The organism is Spirosoma lacussanchae (assembly GCF_005870035.1).
Taxonomy (GTDB): domain Bacteria; phylum Bacteroidota; class Bacteroidia; order Cytophagales; family Spirosomataceae; genus Spirosoma; species Spirosoma lacussanchae.
In genome coordinates this window covers 726,246-742,746 of record NZ_SWJG01000001.1, presented here as the reverse complement: position 1 = coordinate 742,746, position 16,501 = coordinate 726,246, and the positions used below count along the sequence as shown (strand labels likewise).

15 protein-coding genes are annotated in these 16,501 nt (G+C 56.1%); 12 read left to right on the top strand and 3 right to left on the bottom strand.

Annotated elements, in window-relative coordinates:
- Positions 1 to 89 precede the first annotated feature (89 nt).
- On the top strand, positions 90 to 617 hold the full coding sequence (locus FBR45_RS03075) for a DUF2911 domain-containing protein (RefSeq protein ID WP_138499211.1): 528 nt from the start codon (positions 90 to 92) through the stop codon (positions 615 to 617).
- A gap of 54 nt (positions 618 to 671) precedes the next feature.
- Here the strand turns inward: FBR45_RS03075 and FBR45_RS03070 are convergent, their stop codons facing one another.
- Complete coding sequence (locus FBR45_RS03070) at positions 672 to 1,622, bottom strand: alpha/beta hydrolase (RefSeq protein ID WP_138499209.1); 951 nt, start codon at positions 1,620 to 1,622, stop codon at positions 672 to 674.
- Positions 1,623 to 1,753: 131 nt separating this feature from the next.
- Here FBR45_RS03070 and FBR45_RS03065 point away from each other — a divergent pair, with 131 nt between their 5' ends.
- A complete protein-coding gene (locus tag FBR45_RS03065; protein WP_138499207.1) occupies positions 1,754 to 4,981 on the top strand; it encodes a glycoside hydrolase family 2 TIM barrel-domain containing protein in 3,228 nt (1,075 codons plus the stop codon).
- Positions 4,982 to 5,109: 128 nt separating this feature from the next.
- Positions 5,110 to 6,261 carry a sigma-54-dependent transcriptional regulator gene (locus FBR45_RS03060; RefSeq protein WP_077920846.1) on the top strand — a complete coding sequence of 384 codons (1,152 nt, stop codon included), beginning with the start codon at positions 5,110 to 5,112 and terminating at the stop codon, positions 6,259 to 6,261.
- A 59-nt stretch (positions 6,262 to 6,320) separates the two neighbouring features.
- On the opposite strand, the gene FBR45_RS03055 is transcribed toward FBR45_RS03060, so the two are convergent.
- Positions 6,321 to 7,403 carry an acyl transferase gene (locus FBR45_RS03055; protein WP_138499205.1) on the bottom strand — a complete coding sequence of 361 codons (1,083 nt, stop codon included), beginning with the start codon at positions 7,401 to 7,403 and terminating at the stop codon, positions 6,321 to 6,323.
- Between the two features lie 35 nt (positions 7,404 to 7,438).
- Between FBR45_RS03055 and FBR45_RS03050 the strand changes: the two genes are divergently transcribed.
- Entirely contained in the window at positions 7,439 to 7,981 is a 543-nt protein-coding gene (locus FBR45_RS03050; protein WP_138499203.1) for a hypothetical protein, read from the top strand.
- Here the strand turns inward: FBR45_RS03050 and FBR45_RS03045 are convergent, their stop codons facing one another.
- Entirely contained in the window at positions 7,982 to 9,175 is a 1,194-nt protein-coding gene (locus tag FBR45_RS03045; RefSeq protein ID WP_138499201.1) for a sensor histidine kinase, read from the bottom strand.
- 229 nt (positions 9,176 to 9,404) lie between these two features.
- Here FBR45_RS03045 and hemA point away from each other — a divergent pair, with 229 nt between their 5' ends.
- The 8 genes from hemA to FBR45_RS03005 all read left to right on the top strand — a co-directional run bounded on the left by hemA (position 9,405) and on the right by FBR45_RS03005 (position 16,490).
- Complete coding sequence (hemA, locus tag FBR45_RS03040; protein ID WP_138499198.1) at positions 9,405 to 10,697, top strand: glutamyl-tRNA reductase; 1,293 nt, start codon at positions 9,405 to 9,407, stop codon at positions 10,695 to 10,697.
- Positions 10,698 to 10,836: 139 nt separating this feature from the next.
- Positions 10,837 to 11,418 (top strand): DUF4230 domain-containing protein, encoded by a 582-nt coding sequence (locus tag FBR45_RS03035; RefSeq protein WP_138499196.1) that lies wholly within the window; start codon positions 10,837 to 10,839, stop codon positions 11,416 to 11,418.
- 149 nt (positions 11,419 to 11,567) lie between these two features.
- The gene (locus FBR45_RS03030; protein ID WP_170315644.1) at positions 11,568 to 12,128 is read left to right on the top strand and encodes a YqgE/AlgH family protein; all 561 of its coding nucleotides are present in this window, start codon (positions 11,568 to 11,570) and stop codon (positions 12,126 to 12,128) included.
- Positions 12,129 to 12,211: 83 nt separating this feature from the next.
- Positions 12,212 to 12,817, top strand: a complete 606-nt coding sequence (locus FBR45_RS03025; protein WP_138499194.1) for a porin family protein — start codon at positions 12,212 to 12,214, stop codon at positions 12,815 to 12,817.
- Between the two features lie 81 nt (positions 12,818 to 12,898).
- Positions 12,899 to 13,387, top strand: coding sequence for an NADH-quinone oxidoreductase subunit A (locus FBR45_RS03020; protein ID WP_138499192.1), 489 nt, complete (start codon positions 12,899 to 12,901; stop codon positions 13,385 to 13,387).
- Between the two features lie 28 nt (positions 13,388 to 13,415).
- The gene (locus tag FBR45_RS03015; RefSeq protein ID WP_077920840.1) at positions 13,416 to 13,898 is read left to right on the top strand and encodes an NADH-quinone oxidoreductase subunit B; all 483 of its coding nucleotides are present in this window, start codon (positions 13,416 to 13,418) and stop codon (positions 13,896 to 13,898) included.
- Between the two features lie 90 nt (positions 13,899 to 13,988).
- Positions 13,989 to 14,915 carry a hypothetical protein gene (locus FBR45_RS03010; RefSeq protein ID WP_246082090.1) on the top strand — a complete coding sequence of 309 codons (927 nt, stop codon included), beginning with the start codon at positions 13,989 to 13,991 and terminating at the stop codon, positions 14,913 to 14,915.
- A 306-nt stretch (positions 14,916 to 15,221) separates the two neighbouring features.
- Positions 15,222 to 16,490 (top strand): MFS transporter, encoded by a 1,269-nt coding sequence (locus FBR45_RS03005; protein ID WP_138499190.1) that lies wholly within the window; start codon positions 15,222 to 15,224, stop codon positions 16,488 to 16,490.
- Positions 16,491 to 16,501: the final 11 nt, after the last annotated feature.

The window sequence follows — 16,501 nt, the reverse complement described above, 5'->3', positions numbered from 1 at the left end:
AGCTCAGCAGGGCATAGTCGGGATGATCATGTCAAGTTAAAGATTACCACTAACTTGCGCGCATTCCGTTAAAAACCACCCTAACTATCATGAAACGCATTGGGATTATTCTGGCTATCATTGGGGCCGTGCTGCTCGTAGCCTTCTTTGCCCTGCGCACCTTTACCAAATCGGCCAGCCCCGAAGCCGTCGCTCAGTTCGATCAGAACGGCTTCACGCTGAAAGTCGATTATTGCCGCCCCGCCCGCAAAGGCCGACCAATCTTCGGCGGGCTGGTTCCCTACGGTGAGGTATGGCGCACCGGCGCGAACGAAGCAACCGTTATTCACCTGGGGCAGGACGTTATTCTGGCGGGGCAGTCGCTCAAGGCCGGCGACTACTCGCTCTGGACCATTCCGTCGCCACAGGGCTGGACGGTTATCATCAATGGCGAAACCGGGCAGTGGGGTACCAACTACGACCAAAAGCAGGACGTGATGCGCGTGCAGGTGAACACACGCCCGCATACCCCGCCGATGGAGCAGTTTCTGATCAGTTTTGTACCGGCCAGCAACGGCGCCGATATGCTGCTGACCTGGGATCAGACCGAAGCGATCGTGCCCATCCGCCAACCCTAGGGCCATAAAAAAAGGCCTTCAGGAAAGGCCTTTTCGGTGTACAACTCCATTCGGTTATTCTCGCTGAAAACTCCGCGCTATGAACGACAGAGCATCGGGCAAACCGGTTCGCCAGTAGGTCCAGGTATGGGCTCCGTCGCGGACGCGGTATTCGTGCGGAATTTTGCGCTTGAGCAGTTCGATATGGAGTTGTGCGTTGGCCGCACTCAGAAAGTCATCGTCGCCACAATCCATGTACCAGCGCACTTTTTTCAGATCGTTTTCGGGAGCCGAGCGGGCCAGGGTAAGTGGGCTGTTGCGTTTGAAATGGGTCGTGATCCGCTCTTCGCCTTTGACCGGACCGCTAAACAGGGCCGCAAATACCTGGTCATACTGCTCGTCGGGCGTAGTGGCAATGCCTTCTTCGGTAAAGACAGCCGCGCTGAGAGCTGCACACGAGCCAAACAGATCGGGATGATGCATGGCCAGCAGCAGCGACCCATGTCCGCCCATCGACAAGCCCGAAACGGCCCGATACTCGCGCTGGGTCCGGGTGCGGTACATGGAGTCGATGTGCGGAATAAACTCCTGAACAAACATATCTTCGTAGCGCACCTTGCCCAGGTAGTCGTTCATATACCACGTTACGCCCGCGTCGGGCATGACAATAATCATGGGTGGCAGCTCGCCCGACCTGATTTTTTCGTCGACGATGCGATTGGCTTCACCAAATTGTACCCAACCCGTTTCGTTGTCGGTATAGCCGTGGAGCAAATAAACGACCGGGTAGCGCCGGTTGGAAACGTAATAGTCGGGCGGCAGGTAGATTGAGTATTTGACGGCCTGGTTCAGCAACGAACTGTTCAGCCGCAAACTCTCGAGCAGGTGAGCTTCCGGTGCCGACACTACCGGTACCGGACCGTTGTTCTGCGGGGCCGTCAGTTGCGACCGCCGACGCGACTGCGCCTGGGCCGTTAGCACCCAGAGCAAAAACAGGGCACTCAGAAACAGACTACGTAGTTTCATAAGTAGTGAAACGAAATAAAATGGTTAAGTGAATATAGGGTTGCGGCTATTGGGTATCAGCCACCAGTAGCCTGTTTATTTACGGGTTGACTGGCGTACCCTTGTTCTGGTAACGAAAAAACACTCCTCCTATGCACAAACGTCTGCTATTCGCGCTTGTTTTATCGATTGGTACCACCCACGCGGGTTGGGCACAGACCCTGCCTGACTGGGAAGATCCACAGGTTATCAGCCGAAACACCGAGAAACCCCATGCCAACCTGATCCCGTTTGCCACCGAGCAACAGGCCCTGGCCACCCGCGACTGGCGCAGTTCGCCGTATGTCAGCCTGCTGAACGGCAGCTGGAAGTTTCGCTGGGTAAAGCACCCCAGCCAGGTACCCGCCGACTTTTATCAGCCCGCGCTGAATGACAACACCTGGGATAACATGCCGGTGCCCTCCAACTGGCAGGTTGTGGGTGCCCGCGAAGGTCGCCCCTACGACCGGCCCATTTTCACCAACATCAAACACCCGTTTCCGGCAACGCCCCCGCGCATCACCGCCGATACCAACGCGACCGGCCTCTACCGGCTGCGTTTTACCGTACCGGCCAACTTTCAGGGTCGGCATGTATTCCTGCATTTTGCGGGCGTACAGTCAACCTGCCGCGTATTTCTGAACGGGCAACCGGTGGGGTATCACGAAGACAGCATGACCCCGGCCGAGTTCATGATTACCGATAAGCTGAAGCCGGGCGAGAATCTGCTGGCTGTTGAAGTCATCAACTGGTCAGACGGCAGCTACCTCGAAGATCAGGATTTCTGGCGCCTGTCGGGCATTTTTCGGGATGTGTTCCTCTACGCGACGCCCAAAACGTACCTGCGCGATCTGTACGTCGTAACCGACCTCGACGAGCAGTACCGCGATGCCACCCTGAAAGTGACCGCCAACGTTCGGAACCTATCGGGCGAGTCGGCTCCGTATCGGCTCCGGCTAACGCTGTACGACCCGAAACAAACGGCAATTTTCACGGAAACGATCAACGCCAGCGATGCCGTCGAAACCGATCAGGAACGAATCTTCCGACTCACTAAAGCCATCAAAGCCCCGGCGCTCTGGAGTGCCGAAAGCCCGGCCCTTTATACCCTAACGGCCCAGCTGATTGGCTCCGACGGTCAACCCACCGAGGCTATTAGTCAGCGCCTTGGCTTTCGGGAAATGAACCTGACCGGTGGTCTGCTCCTGGTTAACGGGAAACCGGTTACCTACAAAGGCGTCAACCGCCACGAGTTCGACCCAGCAACAGGCCGGGTTGTTGACCGGGCCACGATGGAGAAAGATATCCGGCTCATGAAGCAGTTCAACATCAACGCCGTACGCACGTCGCACTATCCGAACGTCACCGACTGGTACGACCTCTGCGACGAATACGGCCTGTACGTCATCGACGAAGCGAACATCGAAAGCCACGAACTCTGGCAGAAAGGCCAGACTCCAGCCGCCCGACCCGAATGGCGCAATGCGTTCGTAGCCCGCGGCCGGGCTATGGTTGAGCGGGACAAAAACCACCCGAGTATCGTCATCTGGTCGCTGGGCAACGAGACTGACATGGGCCAGAACTTCGTAGACATGGCCAACATCATCCGGCTTGTCGACCCAACCCGCCCTATTCATTACGAAGGCCGCAACAATTACAACACCGATTTCGCATCGGCCACGCAGCCGCTTACCCAGTTCGACATCATATCGACCATGTATCCGTCCGTGGCCGGCATGGTGGCGCTCATGGAAAAAGACCCCTCACGTCCGCTCATCGTCTGCGAGTATGCCCATTCGATGGGTAACAGCGTCGGCAATCTGAAAGAATACTGGGCCGGCATCGACAAATATCCCCGCATGCAGGGTGGTTTTATCTGGGACTGGGTCGATCAGGGCCTGCAGCTCCGCAACAAGGCCGGGCAGCCGTTCATGGCGCATATCAACTACATCGACGGAGCCAACGCGGGCGACGGCCTCGTCAACGCCGACCGTACGCCCCAGCCTGAGCTAAACGAGGTTAAGCTGGTGTACCAGTATGTGAAGCTGACGGTACCCACCGCGCTATCGGTAGGCAGTCCGGCCCGGGTCAACGTGCGCAACACCTACGACTTCCAAACACTCGAACCATTCCGGCTGGTCTGGTCACTGATCCGAAACGGCGCGGTCGTTCAGCAGGGTGCGGAGACGAACCTGGTCGCCAAACCCGGCCAGACGCAGGTGCTCACCCTGCCCGTTACGTACCCCGGCTTTAACCCGACCGACGACGCCGAGTATTTCCTGAACGTAAGCGTCCGGCTCAAACAACCGGCCAGCTGGGCAGCCGCCGGTCATGAAGTAGCCTCGGCCCAGTTTCCGATAGCCGTCAGCGCAGGCGGTTTGGCAACAGCGGGGGTGCCGCCGGTTCCACCCGTTAAAGTGGCTTCAACGCCGACGGAGGTAACGATTCGCAGCAAAGACGTGGCGGTCGTTTTTGACAAACGCATCGGCGGGTTGAGCCAGCTTTTTTACCGGGGTCGCAACCTGCTGACCCAACCCCTGCAACCCAGCCTGTGGCGGGTACCGACTGACAATGACGAAGGCGGAGGAGACCAGTCGTACGCGGCCCGCTGGCGTCAGGCCGGTCTCGACACCGCCAAAGCCCGACCCGTCAGCCTGACGGTCAACGCCCGCCCGCAGCGCGTACTGGTCAGCTGCATCAATGAACTGAGCCTGAACGGCGGCAGCATCCGGCAGCAGACCGACTACCTCGTATACGGCACTGGCGACATTCAGGTAACGACCACCTACACGCCCAGCGGCAGTCTGCCCCCTCTGGCCCGAATCGGTCTCCAGCTGCACCTGCCCGCCAGCTTGAGGCAGCTAAAGTGGTACGGACGTGGTCCCTTCGAGAGCTATGCCGACCGGAAAGATGCCGCGCCGGTTGGGCTGTACGAAGCCCGCGTAGCCGACCAGTATTTCCCCTACCTGATGGCCCAGGAAAACGGCAACAAAACCGACGTCCGCTGGGCTGAACTGACCGATGATTCAGGCGTTGGCCTCCTCATCATTGGCGATAAAACTGCGGCTGGCCTGCTCAATATCAACGCCCGTGACTATACCGATGCCGCTTTACTAAAGGCAAAGCATCCGTATTCGCAGCAGCCCGAACGCGGACAAACTACGGTTGTTAACATCGATCTGGCGCAGATGGGGCTGGGGGGCGATGACAGCTGGACACCCCGGGTTCACGCTGAATACCAACTGCCCGCTACCAGACCTTATACGTATTCGTTCCGGCTCCGACCGGTTGATGGACGCACTGATGTTACGCGTGTTCTGAGCCTGCACTTACCCCGTTGAACCAGCCTGTCTGGATGGCTGTTCTGACAGAGTCTGCTAAAAATTAGCGATACGTTCTTGCGGTTAGTGGTATAAAACCTCTATTTTCGCCCAGGACCAACCCTTTAGTAAAAACCCACCCTGATTGTATGGCCAAGTTGATTATCGTGGACGACGAAAAACCAATTCGGGCGGCTCTGCGCGATATCTTAGAGTACGAAGGTTATGACGTGGACGAAGCGAAAGATGGTGAAGAAGGGTTAGATATGATTATGCGAACGAGTTACGACGTAGCTCTGTGCGATATTCGAATGCCCAAGCTCAACGGGCTTGAGCTCCTTCAGAAAGCCAACGAAGCCAGTCGTAGCACTCAGTTTGTAATGATTTCGGCCTTTGGTAATGTTGAGAACGCGGTAGAAGCAACCAAACGTGGCGCGTTCGATTTTATCACCAAACCACCCGATCTAAACCGCCTGCTGATTACGGTCCGTAACGCCATCGAACGGTCCAAACTGGTTCAGGAAACCAAAACCCTGAAAAAGAGAATTTACAAACTCAACGAGATTGTAGGCGAGTCGGAGCCAATCCGTAAGGTGAAGGATACCATCAACCGCGTGGCTGCTACCGAAGCCCGGGTTCTTATTACCGGGGCCAACGGTTCCGGTAAAGAGATGGTAGCCAAACAGATTCACGAAAAAGGCAGCCGTGCTTCCATGCCGCTCGTTGAGGTAAACTGCGCGGCCATTCCGAGTGAGCTGATCGAGAGCGAACTCTTCGGCCATGAAAAAGGCGCCTTCACGGGTGCTGCGGCCAAACGCGTCGGTAAGTTCGAACAAGCCGACGGCGGCACGCTCTTCCTCGACGAGATCGGCGACATGAGCCTGTCGGCCCAGGCCAAAGTGCTGCGGGCGTTGCAGGAAAACAAAATTACCCGCGTCGGTGGCGACAAGGAGATCAAAGTCAACGTGCGGGTTATTGCGGCTACCAACAAAGACCTGCGCCAGGAAATTGTTAACGGCAACTTCCGCGAAGACTTGTTCCACCGGCTCAGCGTAATCGTGATTCACGTTCCGCCCCTGGCCGAACGACGTATGGACATCCCGCTCCTGACCGACAAGTTCCTGCACGACATCGCTACCGAGTACGGCTCTACGCCGAAAGAGTTTACACCCGACGGTATGGCCTATCTGCAGTCGCTGCCCTGGACCGGTAATGTTCGGGAACTGCGCAACGTCATCGAACGCCTTATTATCATGTGTGGCGATGAGATCACGCTGGACGACGTGAAGCTGTACGCTTAAATCTGACGAACGACACATCGAGCCAGGCGCCCCCGGGAGTTGCCTGGCTCTTTTTATGGTCAGAGAACCATCAGATTACAGCCCCGCACGTCAGAATTGTCGAACCGGCCAATTACCCGGAAATGACCATCTGCACCGACGTACTGGCCCAGGTCCTGGGTCTCCAGAAACGAACAGGAGTCCAGGTTGGCCAAATCGATAACGTTGATACCGCCCGACTGCCGCGCCCCAGGGCCGGCCGGAGATGCGGCCGGATAGATCGTGAAGGGGTCATTGATGTCGCGCAGCAGCACACGCAGCGTTGGGCTCGGTCTAAACACCCCCTGCCCCAGCGAGTAGGCCTGCGACAGTAGCTCGGTCATGCCATATTCGGAGTGAACGATGGGTACCCCGGTTCGGCTCGTCAGTATGTCGTGGACTTCCTCGCGCAACAGCTCCTTCCGGCGCCCTTTCATGCCCCCCGTCTCCATCAGGATTAGATTCGGATAATCTGCCAGCGAAACATCCGTCCGCGACTCGGCCCAGTCGAGCAATCCGAACGTTACGCCGATCAGCAGGGTCTTATGCACAGAGCGTTGCAGCAGCTGATACAACCGGGTAGACAGGGCGTCGAAATCATTTAGAAAAAAACCACTCTGCGCCGAGTCAGCCTGCGCCATAAATCGCTGAACCATGTACACTAATGACGAGTTATTTCGTTCAAGGTACGAGGGTAACAGCGCCAGAATAGTGACGTTTTGGAGCGGTCCGTAGAGCTGCTCGAAAATTCGGGTACTGACGGCATCATACAGCGCCGGATCGGGTACATAATGACGGCTGGTAGCGGCTCCGGTCGTGCCGCTGCTGGCAAAGGTAAGCGTGTTGGCCAGCAGCTCGGGGCGGGGGTCAACGCCGGTCAGAATGGTATGGTTCCTGAAAAACCCGATCGGCATGAAGGGAACCTCGCGCAGGCTGGAGATCTGCTCGGGCCGAACGTGCAGATAATGCAGATATTGCCGGTAAATAGGGTTATGTTCGGCCTGGTATCGAAAAACGGCCAGCGCCAGCGACTCAAATGATGCCGGGGTTACGGTCAGGATCTGCTGCCTGAGCCTCGCGCGCCGGGTAGCCACATCGGCCGGAAGTGTTGATAAAAGAGACAAAACAAGAGCGTTTATTGCACAACGAGTACAACAGTATGCAGCGGCAACAAATTCAACCATACCTCCTTGTATTGGGCCTGGCCCTCACTCTGTCGAGTTGTTTTACCGAACCCAACTACTCTAATGTTCCCGAGATATCGTTCGAGCGCGTGGATCGGTACTCCATAGCAGGCGGGCAGGGAGTAGGTCGCTCCCGACGCGATTCGGTCATCGTGGTCATTAATTTCAAGGATGGCGACGGCAATCTGGGCAACGATATTCCCATCTCGAAACCAGACTCGGCCCGCTATGCATCCAACGGCGGCTGGGGCAACTACCGCATCCGTACGTTCCGGCTCATTAACCGCCAGTACGTTGAAGTGCCGCTGACTGTTAACCGGACCCTGTACTTCCCCGATCTGGCCAAAGGAAAACCCAGCGGAGCCATTGAGGGGCCGCTTGAATTCGATCAGATATTCCAGTACGGGACCAGTTTCCAGATCTACCCGACCAAATTTCAGATTCAGATTCGCGACCGCGACCTCAACGAGAGTAATGTCATCGAAACGGATACCGTCTGGCTGCCGTACCCAAGATGATCAGCTGTTATTCAGCACAATACGAAAGGTCGTTCCTTTGCCTACCTCCGAGCTTTTTACGTACAGGCGTCCGTTGTGATACTCTTCAACGATGCGCTTGGCCAGCGTCAGGCCGAGGCCCCAGCCGCGCTTCTTGGTGCTGAACCCGGGGTTGAACACCTTCTGCATGTTCTTCTTGGAAATGCCTTTGCCCGTATCGGCAATGTCGATGGCTACGCTTCGGTTGGGTAATGTCTGCATCGTGAGCCGCAGTTCCCCGGTGCCTTTCATGGCATCGACGGCGTTTTTGCAGATATTCTCGATGACCCACTCAAACAGAAGTCGGTTGATTTTAACGGTCTGTCCGGCCGGCAGCTGGCTGGCCACGCTCATTTTTACCTTCGTTGAGATGCGTTTCGAGAGGTAATCGGTAAACTGACGAACTACCTCGTTCAGGTTTTCTTCCTTCAGCGTCGGCACCGACCCAATGCTGGAAAAACGGGCCGTTATGGTTTCGAGCCGACGTACATCTTTCTCGATCTCGTCGGTTATCGATCCGTCGTACTGGTCCGGATCGGAACGCATATACTCTACCCAGGCCATCAGCGACGACATGGGCGTACCCAGCTGGTGAGCGGTTTCCTTCGCCAGCCCCACCCAGACCCGGTTCTGCTCCGCCCGGCGCGACGCACTAAACGACAGGTAAGCCAGTACCCCCAGGGCCGTCAGTATGGCCAGCAGCGCGTACGGGAAATAGGTCAGTTGCCGCAGCAGGCTCGAGTTTGCGTAATAGACCAGCCCCCGCTCATTATTACCCAGATCAACTACCAGGGGCGGGTGCCGATCCCGCATCTCGACAATCCGCTGACGAAGTAGTTTTTCGCGTTGCTCGGCATTGTACTCTTCCGGTATGTCAACATTGAGCGCCCCGCCCAGCTGGCCTTCCGGATCGACGTAAATGGCCGGAATTGTTTTGTTCGCTTTCAGGATTTCGTCGGTCACGAATGTCAGATCACCCGCGTTGGCCTGGCTGCTGCCAAACAGGTAACCGATACTTTTGGCGTAGAGCTGAACGTACTGTTCCTCGCGGGCTTCGAGCCGGGTAATTAGCCGGTTCGTGTACAGCAGCGAGCCCGTTCCAACCAGTAGCAGGTTCAGCGCTACAATAATCTTCAGAATATTATTCTGATTATATATATCGAATGACTTGAGCATGGATAATGAATTCCCCTTCGACTAAACGAAAAATTGCAAATGATGGTACAAAAGAGAACGTCTGCCGGGCCGGTTCTGTTTCTATTTAAATAGGACTCAAGAAAGAAGTTGGCCTACTTATCTGGACACATTCTAAATAAATAAACCGATTACGAAAGCTGTTTCAAGGTCCGGCGATTGTGTCGTAATTTTGTGTTGACCCGTGGTCATATAGCGTGTTTTTTCGGCAATGTTAGATACTTTCAACTCAATTAGTTTATCGCACAAAACGGCACCGCTTCATGTGCGCGAATTAATTGCACTCAGCGAAGAAGAAGCCAAGCGGCTCATGCTGCGGCTGCGCGACTTCTTCGGTTTGTCAGACCTGCTTATCATCTCAACCTGCAACCGCACCGAGGTTTACTACGCATCGGAGCAGGGCGGAGCGAACCTGAACGCCGACATTGTCAGGCTGTTGCTGATTGAGAAAGGACTGACCGATACAGATCAGTATTTGCCTTATTTTCAGTTTTTTGCCCGGCATGAGGAGGCCGTTCGGCATCTGTTCGAGGTATGCGTAGGGCTCCACTCGCAGGTGGTGGGCGACATGCAGATTCCGAATCAGGTGAAGCAGGCGTACCAGTGGTCGGCCGATCTGGACATGGCCGGCCCTTTCCTGCACCGGCTGATGCATACCATCTTCTTCACCAACAAGCGCGTGGCGCAGGAAACGGCCTTCCGCGATGGAGCCGCTTCAGTATCCTACGCAGCGGTTGAACTGATCGACGAACTGGTAGGCGACCGGCAGGACCCCAACGTACTCGTTATCGGCCTGGGCGAAATCGGTACCGACGTTTGCCGGAACCTGGCCGACCGGAACGTGAAGAACATTACGCTCTGCAACCGCACCCAGGCTAAAACGGAAGTGCTGGCCGAACAGTACGGGTTTCGCATTGCCGACTTCGCCAACCTGACCGACGAGATTCGCCAGGCCGATGTGATTATTTCGTCCGTCATGCGCGACGAGCCGCTCATTACGCCCACGCTGCTGCAGGGCGTAACGGTGCTTACCTACAAATACTTCCTCGATTTATCGGTTCCCCGCAGCGTCGATACCGCTGTTGAGCAGATTCCGGGTGTGCTGGTTTATAACATAGATCACATCCGCAACCGGGCCGACGAGGCTCTGAACCAGCGGCTGGCGGCCATCCCGAAAGTAGAAGCCATCATTGATCAGGCCGTAACCGAATTCGGCGACTGGTCGAAAGAAATGATCGTTTCGCCAACGATCAACAAACTGAAAAATGCCCTGGAGCAGATTCGCAAGGACGAAATTGCCCGCCACCTGAAGCACCTCACGCCCGACGAGTCGGAGAAGGTTGAAAAAATTACCCGGGGTATCATGCAGAAGATTATCAAGCTGCCGGTACTTCAGCTCAAAGCCGCCTGCAAACGCGGTGAGGCCGAGACCCTCATCGACGTGCTGAACGACTTGTTCGATCTGGAAAATCATACGGCCGACGAGCCGAGTCGGCTTCAGTAAGCCATATGTACCATTACCTAAACTCCCAGATCGGCAACGGTTTGGGAGTTTCCTTTTTCGAGCCAGCCAGGTGCTCTTTCCCTCACTACAGCGTACCGATCAGGCCAAGCCCACGCATACGCTTAACCCGCTTTACACTATGAAAACCATTCTTCGCCTGTTTGTTTTTGTTCTGTTGGTAGCGGGTCTGATCGCCGTCTGGGAGCAGATTCGCGGCAGTAGCGCGTTGAGCCGGTTTCGCCGGGGCGATCAGGCTACGCAAAGCATTGTCCTGAAAGAGGTAACAGCCCTGGGCAAGCTGGAGCTTGTGCGCTACACCTTCAAAGACATAATCGAATACGAGCAGCCCAATACGTTTTTGCCCAACGCCAACGCGGTTTTGATCGTCGAGGGCGAGGCCGTCGGCTGCATCGACCTCAGCCGGGTGGGTCCGTCCGACATCCTGACCAGCGAGGACTCTGTAACCATCCGGTTGCCTAAGCCCGAACTATGTGGCTGGAAAATCAACCATGACCGGTCGCGGGTCTACGATACCCGGTTTTCGTTTCTTGACCAGTCGCAGCTGGTGAGCGATGCGTACCGCAAAGCCGAACGGCAGATCCGGCAGTCGGCCCTGGACGGAGGCATACTGACTCAAACCCGCGAAAACGCCGACCGGATGCTGCGTCCCTTACTTACCCAGCTGTCGGGCCGGAGCGTAGGCATTACCTTTCACGACTAAGCGGGCCCGCTGCGAGTCGGGTTAGCCCGGCGCCTGCCGTATGGTAATCAAAAATGTTGATCGTTTTTACCCAATACGTTTATTTTTGAGTAACATAGGCCACTTTCCCGTCGTTTAGAGGATAAACCCCGTTAACGCACCAACTGCCTATGAACGCCAATATACCGTCTGTCGCCAACGGAAATCTCCTCATTGCCGAGCCTTTTATGGGCGATACAAACTTCGAGCGGAGCGTAGTACTGGTTTGCGAACATAGCCCGGCCGGTACGTTTGGACTCGTGCTGAATCAGCCCACCGATATTCACCTCAGCGATGTAATCGAAGACATTTCGGTCGACCTGCCTTTGTTTGTCGGCGGCCCTGTTCAGCACAACACCCTGCATTTCATCCATCGTCGACCCGACCTGATTGAGAACTCCATTCGGGTACTGAGCGGCCTGTACTGGAGTGGCGACTTTGAGCAGGTAAAGCAGGCCGTTAATCTGGGTACCCTCACCGATCGCGACGCCCGTTTCTTTATTGGCTACTCGGGCTGGAGCGAAGGTCAGCTGGATGCTGAGCTGAACCAGAAAGCCTGGATCGTCAGCCGTACTGATGCCGACTTCCTCTTCGACACACCCGCCAGCGAGTTCTGGCGGGGGGTTCTTAAGCGGATGGGGGGCGAGTATAAGTCGATTGCGCACTACCCCGTTGATCCCCGTCTGAATTAAGCGGCCTGATCTTAACTTTTTTTAACCAATTTTGTGGCCTGATCAACCGTTATAGGGTGGTTATACTCCATCCTCATTCCTGTATGCGCACGTACCGATTACTTTTTTTTGCTTTCACACTGCTCCTCCCCGCTCTTTCTCAGGCCCAAAGTAATAACCCCGTTGGCGGTCATTTCGGGCTCAAGGTAGGGGCTTCGTTAACGCGTGTCAACGTATCAGGAATCAGCGCCAATATTCCGAAACAGGCGTTACAGCCTCATTTCGGCGTCATGTATCGGTATCGGTATCAGCGGTTTGTGATTCAGCCCGAAGCGCTGCTGGCCATCAAAGGAGGCACTTTTCAAATCGAGCGGGTGGGCGGACGGTCAACCAGCCGCGCCCAGTACTACTACGCCAGCGTGCCAATTCTGCTGGGGTATATCCCAACCGAAGGTCTGACGCTTCAGGCCGGTCCTGAGTTCAGCTATGCCCTCAGCACCAACACCACAACCGGCCCCGGCCCCCGTAATGACCTGGGCCTTGTGGTCGGTGCTCACTACGATTTTCTGGACATGCTCGACAAGTTCAGCCTGCACGTTCGCTACGTCTACGGCCTGAGCGACGTATCGCCCGAGCCCCTGGCTACGTACCGGAACCGGAATCTTCAGGTGGCTATAGTGTATAATCTCTACAACAAGAAGAAAAAATAAGGGTCGATCATTGGCTTCGCGGCAACGCAGCCAGTCTTTCCAACCTGACCACATCGCCAACCGTCCGTTACTCTCCCTGCCATGCTCTCTGACTTCGGTGTGCTGCTGCTGTTCATCCTGGGTGCGTTTGCGTTCATAGCCGTTGTGCTGTTTGCGGCCCGGCTTCTTCGCCCGAACCGCCCGAACGTGGAGAAAAACAGCACCTACGAATCGGGCGAAGAACCCATCGGCAATGCGAATGTGCAGTTCAACATCCGGTTCTACGTGGTGGCGCTGGTTTTTGTACTATTCGATGTGGAACTGGTCTTTCTGTTTCCGTGGGCAACGGTATTCGGGCAGGCGAGCCTGATCCGGGCTTCTGGTGGGCTCTGGGGCTGGTTTGCACTCACCGAAGCGTTTCTGTTCGTGGCAATTCTGGGGCTGGGCCTTGCCTATGTCTGGGCCAAAGGGTATCTCGACTGGGTCAAACCCCAGCCTAAACTACCTACCGCCCCCACGCATATACCCCCGCATCTGTACGACCGGGTGAACGACAAGTACCGGTCGGCCTCGGCTCCCTCGCAGGCCTGACCAGCTCACCAACCGATCTCTAACCGATATGAGCGATAAATCCGGCGAAGCGAGTGTCATTCTGATGCACTCCGAAGAGCTCCTGAACTGGTCGCGCGAGAAATCGCTCTGGCCTATGAGTTTCGGGCTGGCCTGCTGCGCCATCGAGATGATGCAGGCGTTTGCGGCCAACTACGACCTCGACCGTTTTGGCATATTTCCGCGCCCGTCTCCCCGCCAGTCTGACATCATGATCGTGTCGGGAACGGTTACCTATAAAATGGCGGATCGGATCCGGCGTCTGTACGAACAGATGCCCGAACCCCGGTATGTACTCTCAATGGGCTCCTGCTCGAACTGTGGCGGTCCCTACTGGCAACACGGCTACCACGTCGTTAAAGGCGTAGACCGGATCATACCGGTCGATGTGTACATACCGGGCTGCCCACCCCGCCCCGAAGCACTGATCGACGGGTTTTTGAAGCTGCAGGAGAAAATCAGGACCGAGCACCCGCTGTCGGAGCCGAAATAAATGTACTTTTAGTTCAGATTAATTGCCCAATACCGGGTTGGCCGACGAACCGATTGCGGCTGGCCCGTTTACGCTTAACCTGAACCATTCGTGAACGCTTTACTCCTGTCGCTCCGCCACCTGCTCCGGTCGACCCGGCTCATCGGGTTGCTGTACGGCATTACGCTCGTGCTGGGGCTGCTGGTCGCCCTGCCGTTTTATAGTACCCTTCAGGCCGAAGATCAGGACTCGCGTGCCTTTCTAAACCTGCTCGACGGTTTCGATTATACCGTTTATGCTGATTTCATGCAGCGCAGCGAGCGGGTCATCGATCCACTATTGAGCGTTGGCCGCTGGCTTGGGGTTTTGTTTGTCTTTCTCAGCGTTTTTCTGGCGGGCGGCATCCTGAACATCTTTGCGCAGCCCTCGCGCCGGTTCGACGCCGGTCTGTTCTGGCAGGTATGTACGGCCTATTTTGGTCGTTTTCTACAGCTGCTGGGCGTAACAACCCTGTTTCTGCTGGTGGGGGCGGGCCTCTGGCTGGTTGCCGGTCTGCTGGTCGGCATCGTGCTCAGCGATACGCTGACTGAGCGGGGCTTATTCTGGGTAGGCCTGGGTTTCTTCAGCCTGTTTGCCCTCACCGCCACCCTGCTGTTCTGCATAGGCGATTATGCCAAAGTGATTATGTTCCGCGACGATGAGCCGAACGCGTTCCGGGCGTTTGGCCGGGCGGGGCGGCTGGTCATGCGGAACCTGCCCCGTACCTACGGTTTGTACTGGCTGTTTATTGGTATAGGGGCCGCGCTGTTCGGGCTCTACTTTTTGATCGATGGGCTAATTCCTATGCGGAATACGCCTACTATTCTGCTGATGTTTCTGGTACAGCAGGCGCTCGTGCTGGCCCGAACCGCGCTGAAGGCCTGGGCACTCGGTACCGCTTACCAGGTGTATCTGTCCCTCCCAGCACCGGTACGGACCGTTCTGCCGAGCCAGGCTGACCTGACCGTGATCCAGCCCGGCCAGCCTGATCCGTATTAGTACCGTGTTCCGAACCTGTCATCTGCCACCTAATCCAATTCTTACGAACCTGCCTTTCGGGCTTCTCGTCCTGCTATGAGGTAGTTGTCTGACATAGGCACCCCAGTCCGGATCAAGACGCGTGGAGTCGACTTATAACTACGACAAGGGGCGCATTATGGGAGGGCTCAACTCGTATCAGACTGGACAAACCGTAAGTCGGCTCTCCCACCCTCATTATCATCTATTTGCCAATACTGCCAGCAGGCGTTAATCTTCTTTGGCCATTTCGTATTATTGCAGAATCAATCTCTCTGCTTTCGCCGTATGGCTGTTCCAACCCTTCCTAAAGAAACGCAGGCTGCTCCGGCAGGCCTCTTCAGTCTACCCGTCATCGTTGCTGCCCTCGGTTACTTCGTTGACATTTATGACCTGCTACTATTCGGCATTGTTCGCGTGCCCAGCCTGAAAGACCTTGGCCTAACTCCAGATGAAATCTCGACGGTTGGCGCCAGTATTCTGAACTGGCAGATGGGTGGTTTATTACTAGGCGGCATCCTGTGGGGCGTACTGGGCGACAAACGGGGGCGGCTGTCGGTCTTGTTCGGCAGTATCATTACCTACTCTATTGCCAACGTAGCCTGCGGATTTGTCGATAACGTCACCTTCATGGAGCCGACGCTGTATTATGCACTCATGCGGTTCATTGCCGGCATCGGCCTGGCGGGCGAACTGGGCGCGGGCATCACCCTGGTCAGTGAGGTGCTTCCGAAAGAAAAACGCGCGATCGGTACGTCGCTGGTGGCCGGCATTGGCCTCTTTGGGGCCGTAGTAGCCTACTTTACGGTTAAACTGTTCGACTGGCAAACAGCCTTCTTCGTGGGGGGGGGCCTGGGGTTCGGGCTGCTACTGCTGCGGGTAGGTGTTGTGGAGTCGGGTATGTTCACTACTGTTACGGAGCAGACGCACGTAAACCGGGGCGATTTTCTGTCGTTTTTCACAAACGCCAACCGGCTCAGCCGCTACCTGAAATGCATCGGTATTGGACTGCCCACCTGGTTTGTCATCGGTATTCTGGCTACGTTCAGCAACGAATTCGGGAAAGCATTCGGCATAGCGGAAGAAATACAGCCGGGGCTGGCCATCATGTGGTGTTATGTGGGTCTGGCGGCCGGCGATCTGGCCAGCGGCTTCATCAGTCAGGCGCTGGCATCCCGCAAAAAAGGGGTTGCGCTGCTGATGGGCATAGCGCTGCTGTTCAGCCTGGTTTATCTCTACACCGGCATCACGTCGGCAACGGCCCTGTATGGGCTCTGCCTGGCCATGGGGTTCGGCATTGGTTACTGGGCCATGTTCGTGACTATTGGCGCCGAACAGTTTGGTACGAACTTGCGGGCCACGGCGGCCACGACGGTTCCCAATATGGTGCGTGGTCTGGTTATTCCGATGACACTTACCTACCAGGCCCTGAAGCCTTCGCTGGAGACGATCAACGCGGGGGCCGTTGTCGGGCTGATCAGCTTCGTGATTGGGTTCTATTCCATCCTGACCATTCCGGAGACGCACGGTAAAGACCTCGATTACCTGGAGGAGTAACGGCCTGCCCG

Excerpts from the sequence above, each read along its gene's own strand:
- FBR45_RS03050 (WP_138499203.1), top strand. The coding sequence starts at position 7,439 with ATGCAGCGGCAACAAATTCAACCATACCTCCTTGTATTGGGCCTGGCC.
- FBR45_RS03005 (WP_138499190.1), top strand. The coding sequence starts at position 15,222 with ATGGCTGTTCCAACCCTTCCTAAAGAAACGCAGGCTGCTCCGGCAGGC.
- FBR45_RS03070 (WP_138499209.1), bottom strand. The coding sequence starts at position 1,622 with ATGAAACTACGTAGTCTGTTTCTGAGTGCCCTGTTTTTGCTCTGGGTG.
- FBR45_RS03065 (WP_138499207.1), top strand. The coding sequence starts at position 1,754 with ATGCACAAACGTCTGCTATTCGCGCTTGTTTTATCGATTGGTACCACC.
- FBR45_RS03060 (WP_077920846.1), top strand. The coding sequence starts at position 5,110 with ATGGCCAAGTTGATTATCGTGGACGACGAAAAACCAATTCGGGCGGCT.
- FBR45_RS03030 (WP_170315644.1), top strand. The coding sequence starts at position 11,568 with ATGAACGCCAATATACCGTCTGTCGCCAACGGAAATCTCCTCATTGCC.
- FBR45_RS03075 (WP_138499211.1), top strand. The coding sequence starts at position 90 with ATGAAACGCATTGGGATTATTCTGGCTATCATTGGGGCCGTGCTGCTC.
- FBR45_RS03035 (WP_138499196.1), top strand. The coding sequence starts at position 10,837 with ATGAAAACCATTCTTCGCCTGTTTGTTTTTGTTCTGTTGGTAGCGGGT.
- FBR45_RS03045 (WP_138499201.1), bottom strand. The coding sequence starts at position 9,175 with ATGCTCAAGTCATTCGATATATATAATCAGAATAATATTCTGAAGATT.
- FBR45_RS03015 (WP_077920840.1), top strand. The coding sequence starts at position 13,416 with ATGAGCGATAAATCCGGCGAAGCGAGTGTCATTCTGATGCACTCCGAA.
- FBR45_RS03025 (WP_138499194.1), top strand. The coding sequence starts at position 12,212 with ATGCGCACGTACCGATTACTTTTTTTTGCTTTCACACTGCTCCTCCCC.
- FBR45_RS03020 (WP_138499192.1), top strand. The coding sequence starts at position 12,899 with ATGCTCTCTGACTTCGGTGTGCTGCTGCTGTTCATCCTGGGTGCGTTT.
- hemA (WP_138499198.1), top strand. The coding sequence starts at position 9,405 with ATGTTAGATACTTTCAACTCAATTAGTTTATCGCACAAAACGGCACCG.